The organism is Enterococcus sp. FDAARGOS_375, assembly GCF_002393265.1.
GTDB classification, from domain to species: Bacteria; Bacillota; Bacilli; order Lactobacillales; family Enterococcaceae; genus Enterococcus_D; species Enterococcus_D innesii.
On sequence record NZ_CP023514.1, the window covers coordinates 89,238 to 101,148 of the forward strand.

General features: G+C 38.9%; 10 protein-coding genes and 2 pseudogenes. 8 read left to right on the plus strand and 4 right to left on the minus strand.

The window, feature by feature from the left end; translation table 11 throughout:
- Positions 1–34 precede the first annotated feature (34 nt).
- The 5 genes and pseudogenes from CO692_RS00645 (at position 35) to tnpA (ending at position 5,614) form a co-directional block, all read left to right on the plus strand.
- On the plus strand, positions 35–907 hold the full coding sequence (locus CO692_RS00645) for a carbohydrate ABC transporter permease (protein ID WP_096741246.1): 873 nt from the start codon (positions 35–37) through the stop codon (positions 905–907).
- Positions 908–936: 29 nt separating this feature from the next.
- Positions 937–1,788: an aldo/keto reductase gene (locus tag CO692_RS00650; RefSeq protein WP_096741283.1), complete on the plus strand. Its 852-nt coding sequence runs from the start codon at positions 937–939 to the stop codon at positions 1,786–1,788.
- Between the two features lie 68 nt (positions 1,789–1,856).
- Complete coding sequence (locus CO692_RS00655; protein ID WP_096741247.1) at positions 1,857–2,681, plus strand: carbohydrate ABC transporter permease; 825 nt, start codon at positions 1,857–1,859, stop codon at positions 2,679–2,681.
- A 23-nt stretch (positions 2,682–2,704) separates the two neighbouring features.
- Positions 2,705–4,888: an alpha-galactosidase gene (locus CO692_RS00660; RefSeq protein ID WP_096741248.1), complete on the plus strand. Its 2,184-nt coding sequence runs from the start codon at positions 2,705–2,707 to the stop codon at positions 4,886–4,888.
- Positions 4,889–5,141: 253 nt separating this feature from the next.
- A pseudogene (gene tnpA / locus CO692_RS00665) lies at positions 5,142–5,614 on the plus strand (IS200/IS605 family transposase).
- Between the two features lie 108 nt (positions 5,615–5,722).
- On the opposite strand, the gene CO692_RS00670 reads toward tnpA, so the two are convergent.
- Complete coding sequence (locus tag CO692_RS00670; protein ID WP_192940700.1) at positions 5,723–6,166, minus strand: sensor histidine kinase; 444 nt, start codon at positions 6,164–6,166, stop codon at positions 5,723–5,725.
- Positions 6,167–6,207: 41 nt separating this feature from the next.
- Here CO692_RS00670 and CO692_RS00675 point away from each other — a divergent pair, with 41 nt between their 5' ends.
- Positions 6,208–6,888 carry an IS6-like element IS1216 family transposase gene (locus CO692_RS00675; RefSeq protein WP_192940701.1) on the plus strand — a complete coding sequence of 227 codons (681 nt, stop codon included), beginning with the start codon at positions 6,208–6,210 and terminating at the stop codon, positions 6,886–6,888.
- A gap of 54 nt (positions 6,889–6,942) precedes the next feature.
- Here CO692_RS00675 and CO692_RS00680 read toward each other — a convergent pair.
- The 3 genes and pseudogenes from CO692_RS00680 to CO692_RS00690 form a co-directional block, all read right to left on the minus strand.
- A pseudogene (locus CO692_RS00680) lies at positions 6,943–7,026 on the minus strand (type I restriction-modification system subunit M N-terminal domain-containing protein); the annotation flags it as partial.
- Positions 7,027–8,051: 1,025 nt separating this feature from the next.
- Positions 8,052–8,408: a hypothetical protein gene (locus CO692_RS00685; protein ID WP_010731559.1), complete on the minus strand. Its 357-nt coding sequence runs from the start codon at positions 8,406–8,408 to the stop codon at positions 8,052–8,054.
- A gap of 1 nt (position 8,409) precedes the next feature.
- Entirely contained in the window at positions 8,410–9,267 is an 858-nt protein-coding gene (locus CO692_RS00690) for a ParA family protein (protein ID WP_096741252.1), read from the minus strand.
- A gap of 654 nt (positions 9,268–9,921) precedes the next feature.
- Between CO692_RS00690 and CO692_RS00700 the strand changes: the two genes are divergently transcribed.
- Both CO692_RS00700 and CO692_RS00705 read left to right on the plus strand, forming a co-directional pair.
- Positions 9,922–11,421, plus strand: a complete 1,500-nt coding sequence (locus CO692_RS00700; RefSeq protein ID WP_096741254.1) for a primase C-terminal domain-containing protein — start codon at positions 9,922–9,924, stop codon at positions 11,419–11,421.
- Positions 11,422–11,558: 137 nt separating this feature from the next.
- Positions 11,559–11,846 (plus strand): type III secretion system protein PrgN, encoded by a 288-nt coding sequence (locus CO692_RS00705; protein ID WP_096741255.1) that lies wholly within the window; start codon positions 11,559–11,561, stop codon positions 11,844–11,846.
- Positions 11,847–11,911: the final 65 nt, after the last annotated feature.

Consider the following 11,911-nt stretch of genomic DNA (forward strand, 5'->3'; position numbering starts at 1 on the left):
GAGCTTACGTGCCCTTTCTAATTGGAGGTAAATCATGAATATTAAAAAACGTCACAACTTGACCTGGGCCTATCTCTTCGTCTTAGTGCCCATCGTGTTACAACTGATCTTCTTTTATATCCCCATGATCCAAGGGTTTTTCTATAGCTTGACGGACTGGACTGGTTTGACCTCGAACTACAACTTTATCGGCTTGAAAAACTTTACAGCGGTCTTTGCCGATCAGAAATTTGCCAAATCAGTGGGCTTCACCATTAATTTCACATTAGGACTTATTGTTGGTGAGATCGTACTGGGGATCGTTATTGCCCGTTTCTTGAATAAAAAATTAAAAGGCGTGGGCTTCTTTCGCACAGCCTATTTCTTCCCAGCAGTTTTGAGTACCGTGACCCTAGGGTTGATCTTTAAACAGATTTTCAACTATGGTCTTCCTCAACTAGGAGAAAAACTGGGCATCAGCTGGTTGCAAAGCAATCTGATCGCCGATGAAAAGACTGTCTTTTGGGGTGTTTTGTTTGTCGCATTATGGCAAGGGGTGGCAATGCCCATTGTGATCTTCTTATCCGGTCTTCAAAGTATCCCCAGTGAGATCTTAGAGGCAGCTGCGATGGATGGGGCCAACAATTGGCAAAAATTCTTGAAGATAGAGATCCCTTATTTGATCCCTTCCTTGAGTATGGTTTTTATCATGGCACTAAAAGCTGGTTTGACGGCTTTTGATTTGATCTACGCACTGACTGGTGGCGGTCCTAGTGATAAGACCACCACGATGGGGCTATTGGTCTACAATTATGCCTTCAAGAGTAACCAATACGGTTATGCCAATGCCATCGCTGTCTTGTTATTCTTGGCAGTAGCGGTGATCTCATTGATCCAGATCAAAACATCAAAACGCTTTGAAGCATAGTAGATAGGAGGAACTTCCTAATGATAGAAATGAAAGATTTGACTGCGACTTATACCTTAGCAAATGGTGTCAAGATCCCAGTTTTAGGTTTAGGAACGGGGCAGGCTCCCGATAGTGAAGCCACCATCAAGGCTGTCAAAACCGCCATAGAGATCGGCTATCGGCATATCGATACCGCCCAAGTCTATGAAAATGAAACTAGTATCGGCGGGGCGATCCAGCAAAGTGGCGTTTCACGAAAAGAATTGTTTGTCACGACTAAGATTTGGAACGATCAACATACCTATGATAAAGCACTGGCTAGTTTTGAAGAATCTCTGGAAAAATTGGCCACCGACTATGTGGATCTATTATTGATCCATTGGCCGAATCCACCAGAATTCCGTGACCATTGGCAACAAGCTAATAAGGAGACGTGGCGGGGTTTAGAAGCCTTATATCGAGCAGGGAAAGCCCGCGCTATCGGGGTATCGAATTTTCGGCAACATCATCTGGAAGCGTTGCTGCAGACAGCAGAGATCAAGCCGATGGTCAACCAGATGTTTTTAGCGCCTGGGGAGTTACAACCGGCAGAGGTCGCCTATTGTCAAGAGCAGCAGATTTTATTAGAGGCTTATTCCCCACTGGGGACTGGGCGGATCTTCCAAGTGCCAGAGATCATGGCATTAGCTGACAAGTATCACAAGACCATCGCGCAAGTGGTGTTGAGATGGTCCTTGCAACATGGCTTTTTACCATTACCCAAATCGATCACCCCTAGTCGGATCAAGGAAAATACGGAAGTCTTTGATTTCCAACTCAGCGCCGAAGATATGCAGATCATCGACAGCTTAGGTGGTGTCGTAGGCAAGGCCGAAGATCCGGATACCACCGACTTCTAAACAACTATCAGGATCTTTCATTGAAAGGATCAGCTGATAAGCAGGCTGCAAAATATAGGAGGTTTACCATGAAAACAAAAAGTAGTCCCTTAAATTATCTCTTCTTGATCTTAGGTTTTATCTTGATCTTGGTTCCTTTATATTTGACCGTTGTCAGTTCTTTTAAAGAGACCTCTCAGATCACCAATAATTTCTTTGGCTTACCGAATCCTTTTTCCACGGATAATTATCAACGGTTGGTTTCAGATGGTATCGGTCATTATTTCTTCAATTCAGCTACTATTTCAGTAGTGACGATCGTATTGATCACGATCTTTGTGCCGATGGCGGCTTTTGCCATCGCCCGTAATATTTCCCGTAAAAAAGCCTTTGCCTTGATGTATTCATTCTTGATCTTGGGGATCTTCGTTCCTTTCCAAGTGATCATGATCCCGATCACTTCCATGATGACTAAATTAGGACTGTCAAATATCGGCGGTTTGATCATTTTGTATCTGGCTTATTCCGTCCCGCAAACATTGTTCTTATATGTAGGGTATATCAAACAAGCGATCCCTGTGGAACTGGATGAAGCGGCCGAGATCGATGGTTGTAGCAAATTAAGGATGTATTTCCAGATCGCTTTTCCATTGATGAAACCAATGCATGCCACCACCTTGATCATCAATGCCCTATGGTTGTGGAATGACTTCTTGTTGCCGTTGTTGATCTTGAACAAAGATTCTTCCAACTGGACATTGCCTTTGTTCCAATACAATTATCAAGGTCAATATTTCAGCGATTACGGCCCATCTTTTGCTTCTTATGTGGTGGGGATCGTAGTGATCTTGATCGTGTACCTGATCTTCCAGAAGAATATCATTTCCGGTATGACCAGCGGATCTGTTAAATAAACGTGAAAGAAAGGATTTTTCCCATGATTCAATACGATGCTACCCACAAAGTTTTCCATCTAAGCAATGAGCGCTTTAGCTATTTGATCCAAGTCGAGGAATATGGTTATCTGTCCCATCTTTATTATGGCAAGGCGATCAGCAATTACCACGGTCTTTTAGCTTATCCACGAACTGACCGTTCCTTTTCTCCTAACCCACCACAACATCCTGACCGGCTGTTTTCCATCGATACGTTACTGATGGAGTATCCTGGCTATGGTTATGGCGATTTTCGGGAACCGGCTTATAATTTCAAACATACCAATGGCAGTCGGGAAACCGATTTTCGCTATGAGTCTTATGAGATCTTAGATAGTAAACCTTCACTAAAGGGACTGCCTGCCACCTATGCTGCAAATGGTGCCCAGACATTAAAGATCCATTTGGTGGATGAAGTCGCTGCCCTGCGTCTGACGCTGAACTATAGCTTGTTTCCAGATAGTGATGTTCTAGTGCGTTCCACCGCAGTGGAAAATCGGGGGTCTCAAGTGGTGGCGATTGATCATTTGGCTAGCATGTCGATGGATTTCCCGCAACAGTCCCTTGAACTGATCCAATTGAATGGTACTTGGGCACGGGAAAGACAAATCACCCGAGAAGCTTTGCATACTGGCATCAAGAGTATTGACAGTAAAAGAGGATCTAGCTCTCACCAACAAAATCCTTTTGCCGTCTTAGTTGCGCCAAATACGACAGAATTTGCCGGGGATGCCTATGGTTATTGCTTGATCTATAGCGGCAATCACCGCACCACCGTACAAGTGGACCCTTATCAGCAAACGCGCATCATGATGGGGATCAATCCCTTTAACTTTACTTGGCAGCTGGCGCCAACAGAGACTTTTGAAACACCAGAAGTCATGATGACTTATGCCGCCAACGGTTTGAACCAGATGTCCCAGTCTTTCCATCATTTTATCAATCAACATTTGGTAAGAGGGAAGTATCAACAGCAAGAACGGCCCACTTTAGTCAACAACTGGGAAGCGACCTATTTTGATTTTGATTCGGAAAAACTGTTGGCTTTATTAGATGAAGCAGCTGATCTGGGGATTGAGATGTTCGTTCTCGATGATGGCTGGTTTGGCGCCCGAGAAAGTGACTTCACCTCTCTAGGGGATTGGTATGAAAATGAAGGCAAGATCACAGGAGGATTGAAGCGGATCTCTGATGAAGCCCACCAAAGAGGGTTGCAGTTTGGGCTGTGGTTTGAGCCGGAGATGGTCTCAGAAGATAGTGATCTCTTTAGAGCCCATCCTGATTGGATCTTGCAAGTCCCTCAGCGAGGCCGCTCTCTTGGTCGTAACCAATATGTCTTAGATTTTTCCAGACAAGATGTTCGAGATTATATCTATGGACAAATGCGCCAGATTTTTAAGACTGTCAATATCGATTATGTCAAATGGGATATGAATCGTAATATGACTGAAATCTACTCTACTTTATTGGCACCAGAACAACAAGGAGAAGTCAGTCACCGCTACATGCTGGGGTTATATGACTTCTTGGAAAAAATGATCACAGAATTTCCGGATATTTTGTTTGAAAGTTGCTCAGGTGGTGGTGGCCGTTTTGATGCGGGGATGCTGCATTATATGCCACAAACTTGGACCAGTGACAATACCGATGCCGTCGCGCGTTTGAAGATTCAATATGGGACGAGCTTGGCTTATCCGCTATCCACTATGGGAGCCCATGTCTCAGCCGTGCCTAACCATCAAACAGGACGAATCACAAGTCTTGAGACCCGCGGCGATACGGCATTTGCCGGAATTTTTGGTTACGAGCTAGACTTGACTGCCTTGTCTCTAGCTGAAAAAGAAGCCATTAAGCTGCAAGTGGCCGAGTATAAAAAATACCGTCACTTGTTGCAATTTGGGAAATTCACCCGCCTAGTGAGTCCTTTTGAAAGTAACGATGTGGCGTGGATGGTGACCGCCCCTGATCAAAGCGAGGCGCTAGTTTTTTATTTCCGCGTGCTGGCTGAAGCTTCTTATCCTTTATTTAATTTGAAACTGGCCGATTTGGATCCTAAGGGGTCCTATCAGTTCAATGATGATATCTATTATGGTGATGAGCTGATGAATATCGGTTTTTATATTGACCCTGAATTAACTGGGGATTATGTATCGCAACGTTTTTATTTGAAAAAGCTTCAAGACTAAAGCTACGTTGAGAAAAAGAGGCTGGGACAAAATCGCCTCTACGCACTAAAAAAAGATTTGACGAACACTCTTCATGGATGTCCGTGAAATTTCTTTTTATTAATGACTTTAGTCAGTTTCGTGCGTAAAGCGTGCGAAACAAGAAAACCGCGCGTTCCTACGCGTGGGTGAAGTAACTTTAGCGATAAAAAACTCCTTTCGATATATTAGTGAGTTGCTACCAACCGCTCATCGTATCGAAAGGATTTTTTTCATGTCAAATGACGATAAAAGTTTAGCGCATACTCGTTGGAATTGTAAGTATCACATTGTCTTTACACCAAAGTATAGACGGAAGTCATTTATGGACAATGATTAAAAGACATTGGAAAGATACTAAGGAAGTTACGTGAAATGAAAGATGTGGAAATCATCGAAGCACGTGCAATGCCAGACTATATTCATATGCTAGTTCGGGTGCCGCCTAAAATGAGTATATCCAGTTTCATGGGATATCTGAAAGGTTGGAGTGTCGTGCTAATCCATGAACAACATGCAAATCTCAAATATAAATATGGAAACAAATCTTTTTGGTCAAAGGAATACTAATACTATGTAAGTAAAATAGGATTGAGTCAAAAGACAATTGAGAACTATTTTCGTGAACAAGAAGCGGATGATCGTATTCGGGATAGTATAAGGAAAAGAGAGTACGTAGACCCATTTAAAATAAAGAGAAGTAAATGAGCGAAGGTGAGAGGGTGGCAGTCTTTTAAAAAGCCCCTTTTAAGGGGCCGCGAGTGTAGGCCCCTTCTAATGGTATTAAAAAGTCATCCGTTTTCACGGGTGGCTGGGTTACTTTATAGGTTTTTTTACTTCAAACCAGAAACAATTGATGCCATTTTTAGATCTGATACCAAAATTCATTTGATGAGTTTCAAGTATAGTCCGCACAATAGCCAGTCCAACACCAGTCCCCTCTTTGTGGCCACCTTGATGCTGGATTTGTTGATACCTTTCCCAGATTAATTCCTTCATCTCATCGGGAATCTCAGGACCAGGATTTTCGACCGAAACTAGGACAGTATCTCCCTTTTCATTGATAGAAATATCATTTTCACGACCATTCTCAGAATGATTAATAGCATTACTCAGTAAATTTTGAATAACCTGGCTGATTTTTATAGGATCAATATCTACTATAATCTGGATGCTAGAAGAGTAAAACCGTAACTTTTGATCATATTGAGCCGCATTAATTTTTTCGGTTCTGTTGCAAAGTTTTAAATCTACTATCAAATAAGGTAGAATAATAGAAAAAGATAGCAGGAGGAATGACGATGAATCATTTTAAAGGAAAGCAATTTCAGCAGGATGTGATTATTGTAGCCGTGGGCTACTATCTTCGTTATAACCTTAGCTATCGTGAAGTTCAAGAAATCTTATATGATCGTGGCATTAACGTTTCTCATACGACGATTTATCGTTGGGTGCAAGAATATGGCAAACTACTCTATCAAATTTGGAAAAAGAAAAATAAAAAATCCTTTTATTCATGGAAAATGGATGAAACGTACATCAAAATTAAAGGAAAATGGCATTATTTGTATCGAGCCATCGATGCAGATGGTTTAACCTTGGATATTTGGTTACGTAAAAAATGGGACACACAAGCAGCCTATGCTTTTCTTAAGCGGTTAGTGAAGCAGTTTGATGAACCGAAGGTTGTAGTCACAGATAAAGCCCCCTCTATTACAAGTGCCTTTAAGAAACTAAAAGAATACGGCTTTTATCAAGGGACAGAACATCGTACCATTAAATACCTGAATAATTTGATTGAACAAGACCATCGTCCAGTAAAGAGACGCAATAAATTCTATCGAAGTTTACGCACTGCCTCTACCACGATTAAAGGCATGGAAGCCATTCGAGGATTATATAAGAAAACCCGAAAAGAAGGCACTCTCTTCGGGTTTTCGGTCTGTACTGAAATCAAGGTATTATTGGGAATCCCAGCTTAAATCATAGATACCGTAAGGGATTTTATTCTTTATTTAAAACTTTGCAACAGAACCATAATTTTTATATTCTGACGCATCCATTTTGCTACGGAGATTATCTGCCGCACTAAATAATTTTTGATTTAATTCTGCACCCAAAAAGATACACTCCTATCTCTTAATTAAATTGCTATATACCCTCTTATTTTAGCATACTCCCTCTTAGAAAAAGAAAAAACTTATTCTTGCTAATAAACCACGTGAGAGGAGACTAACGTTGTTTGACATAACTTAAACTAGATCGTTAATTTGTTTATATTTCTACATAGTTATCTTTAGAAACATTCAGATACATATGAAACAATTACATATGATTTTTTCCATAAAAAAACAGTACTATCTAGTAGTATAAAATATACAAATTTCCTAAAAATTTTTTCACTAAAACTACTACCTGAAACAGTATGAAACACTAATATATAAACGTTTAATGAAACTATCTCCGTTTTATTTCAGATACAAATAAAGATAGTCGGACTCCAAACCCGAAAAAAAACACACCCCAAGTAGCTTATCCTAAGTTACTGGAGGTGTACAAACACGGTCATATAACAACGAGGTAGGGTAATCAATAAAAAGATGGAAAAACCGTTATTCAATAACTTTCTCAAATATTTCGTTGTGATCAATTGCCTTCCGTTCTTAAATACCACAGAATAATCTTTTTTTCCATTTTCAAGTAACCTAAGTGGATGTTCGCTGATTAAGTCAAGAGAACAGATCAAAATTCTATCATTGCGGTTTTAATGGTTAAGTGTCAAAATACCAAAGTGTCAAAATGTTTAAATAGGTGGACGTTCCACCGTTTGGATAATAATAACAATATACTCCGTAAGTCCCAAAGATCTTAAGAGTTTTAATTATAAAGTACTTAAACACTTAAATATTAAAGACCCTGAATACAATAAGAAGCTGCGGAGTCCCCCTAAAATTAATCCAAAAAATAAAGATTACGAAGTTTCGATTGCCTTCGTCGAAAGAAGTCAGTAGCAAAACGTTTTAATGGTTAAGCACTTAAACGGTTAAGTACTTTAATACTAAAAAGTTCGTGTTATGATGATAGTATGAAAAAGACACTTTAGCACTAAACAATAAAAATGTTTTAGTACTAAAGTGTCTCATGTCTACTTGCTATCTTCCTCTAATTTATCAACGTATGAACGGTAGGCTTCTTTAATTTCTGACTCAGTTAGATAGTTATCGAGAATTAAATCTTTCATTACGTCTTTCATATTTCGATCGTCTTGTGCGGCTTTCATTTTAACCATTCGATGAATCTCTTCAGGCAAGTATATCGAAACTTGTTTACCGCCTTTAAAATTTTTGTAATATGAAATTATATCTTCAATTTTTCTAAGAATATTAATTTTCTTTTTAGTTCCATTTTGATTGGAAGTTTGTGGTTTTGAAGTAGGAAATAGTGTGTCGATATCATTTGTTTTAGCTATATTTTTGTCTTTAATAGATACACGTTTAGCCATTTTATACAACTCCTTCTGATACTATTTTCTGTAGAACTGTCACCGCAAGATTATAGTATGCAATGCCAGCTTTATTATTTGAATCAAACTCGTAAGCTGACATGTTAGCAACGCCAGCGTCGGAAACTACGATGCTTCTATCGATGATAGAAATAACTTCCGCTTTATCGTCAGATTTAACTTCCTCAATAATTTCGTCACTGTGGTTTGTATTAGTTGCCATAGTGACTACATAGCCAAGTTCCTTTAGATTAGGATTAATTGAATTTTTTACTTTATTGATTGTAGAAAAAAGCAACTCTATACTTACTAGAGCTTGGTACTCGGACTGAACAGGAATTAAGATGTAATCTGATGCACTAAGAGCATTTACAGTAAGCAGTCCTCTTGAAGGAGGGCAATCAATCAAAATGATATCAAATTTTGTCTCAAGGCTCTCTATGTTCTTCTTCAGAATCAGTTCTCTTAATGTAGCGTTAACTAGGTTAAGTTCGGCATCTGATAGACGCAAGGTTGTTGGGGAAATAAATAGATTATTCTTAATCTGATAAGTAATGTTCTCTAATGTTTCTTCCTCTAGCATTACTTGAGTCATTTCTGGTAGATTTTCATCGATGATATTTCTAAGATCAGTTTTTAGGTTAGTTATACTTGACTGTGCGTCTATGTCTATGATATCTGTTATAAGATCGAAACTAGCAAACAGTTCAGCCAGATTATCTACGGTAGCACTTTTCCCAACACCACCTTTTTGATTTGCAACAGAAATTACAATGGGACCACCTTTTTCAGCAACGAGATCTTTGACTTGTTTAACTAGCGAAATAATTTCTGCTGAATTCGATCGATTTTTTTTCATTTTCCTACCTCCTTAAGTTAAGTACTAAAGTGTTAAAATACTTGTATGCAATATAATAATACCACCTAGAAAGTTACGAGTCAATAGCACCTTTAGTATTTAAGTACTTTTAATTCGGCTATGTTTAGAATGTGATTTATCAGCAATTAAATGCAACTTTAAAACGTCATAGTACTTAAGTACTAAAAAAAGGCATTAAAACACTTAAGTACTTAAGTGTTTTAATGCCTGATGTAATTGTTGGTATTAATAGGTTTGTGCGACAATAACTATATTAAATTATAAAAAATAAGAGTTTACAAGATGGAAAAAGTAAGATATGCTAGGTTTGTATTTATAGAACTGAAAAAAAAAATAAAAAAAGAGACGGATAAAAAAGTGAATTGGGTCACTCTTTCATCTGAATCACATACAACAACTATGTGTTCTCGCTCGTCTCAGGGATTATGTAAGCGGCTGGAGACCACTTATGTAATTTTGATAAGTCTTTCGGACTGACAATCCGAACTTACAGACTTATTCTACCATTTTTTGACGAGCAACTCAATATATATACGCTTATTTTGTCATTCCTTTGAGACTTCTAAGCCATTGAGAGAACACAAATCTTTAAGATTATTTGTGTTCTCTTTTAGTTTGGGAAGGAATAAAGTCATGGCAGCTTCTTTGGATGTCGTATATTCGACGGTATTACAAAATGGTATTCGTAAATTTAAATATAAAAACAGCCACCTAAAACCGGTCTCTTTTAGTGATCAGTCGGGAAAGGGGGCTATTTTTGCGTACCGTTCAAAGGAACACATGATCGAGGGGATTGGACTAGTGATCACTTCAGAAGAAGGGGTGATCGAAAACAATAATCGATTCACTCATTGGACACCAAATGTATTTCGCTATGGAACGTATGCTGATGAAGCCAGAATGTTTACAAAAGGCCATTCGGAGGACAATTTACGTCAAATCAATACATTCTTTGTTGATTTTGACACATTGGATCCAAACTTTGACTACGGAGAAATTATCTTAGCCAGTCACGAGATCGGCTTTATGCCTACAATGATTTTACGTACACCGCATGGATTTCAAGCTTTCTATGTACTAGACAAGCCTGCATACGTGACGAAGAAATCAAATTTTAAAGTGATCAATGTGGCTAAAATGATCTCAAAAAATCTAAGAAACAAATTTTCAAATGATTATCGGTTTCCTGTTGATGTAAATGCCAATCATTTTGGGATCACACGAATGCCTTCTGAAGAGAATGTTTTATTCTTTGAACCACATTATCGTTATAGTTTCGAAGAATGGATCGACTGGTCAATGAGAGAAGATGCGGACAAAAAAGCGGAGATCAAGAACGTTTTTGTATTGCCATCTACTCAAGAATTTCGTCAAGTTGATGAACCTTGGTTCCAGCTGTTGCTAAAAAGTCAAAAAATACAAGGTGAAAAGGGCGTATATGGTCGAAATAATGTGATATTCACCTTGTCTTTGGCATACTTTTCGTCAGGATACGAAGTAGAAGCATGTGAATTGACGATGTTAGAATTCAATGACCGCTTGGCTAACCCTTTATCTGATCGAGAATTAACCAGAATCATTCGATCCGCTTACTCTGGAAAATATCAAGCAGCGCACAGAGAAAAAATTGTCCTATTATGCCAAGAGTGGGTCGATGCCAATCTTTCTGAAGAGCAGCTATTCAACAAAAAACGGGGTTGGTGGAAATTCAAGAAAGAAAGAGCTGTTCGCAAATATTCACATAGTCATGAATGGGCAGAAGATCTAGTGTCCTATTTGAATGAGCAATCCTATGAAGAACAACCATACATTCTTTCTACAAAAAAAGAGTTAACTGAACGTTTAAAGATCCCAAAACGTTCCCTGGACAAAGTGCTGAAGCAGTTGAGAGAAGAGAACAAAATTCATTTTCGTGTTCGTGCTGGTCGTAAAGGAGGTATTATGCTAGCTTCGATACATGGATTGATGTGCTCCGTTATTCGGCTAAAAAAAGAAAGCCAGGGGGCTTATTTCGCTGCGATCTCAGAAGCTTTTGGAAGAGAATACACGTTTATCCAGACAGCACTGAAACGCTTGATAGATCCCAATAAGATCGGCGTGCAAACAGATCTGTTCATGATCGATACAGGCTGAAATTAAAAGGTGCAAATTGCCTATTACATTATATCTATGATACGTTCCTACTTTTTCTTCCGCCTTGCTTGCTGGTCTTAAGAAAGAGTAGTACTATTATCGCAAACGTAATAATATCGTGGGAGGTCTTTCTGACTATGAGTATCAATACCTTTGTATATCCCTACCCGATCAATGTGTTTATTATTTCGCGGTTAGGTCTTACGGTAGAGCAATTTTGTGAGTTACATGGATATAAGCAGAGTACGGTAGCAAGCTGGGTAACAAGAAACCGTGCAGTAAAAACGTTACCTTGTGATTTTTTATATTGCCTTAGTCTTTCTTCAGGCTGGTCGATGGATGATGTTTATCGTCATTTATTGGTATTGGAGGAGAAGTTCTTAAAGAGTATGGATCCAAAAAAGAAGAAAGAACAGGTGAATTGATTGATGACGGAGGAGGAGATAGCTGTTCTTAATAGGATCAAAGAATGGTCTGTTCTTTTGAAAAT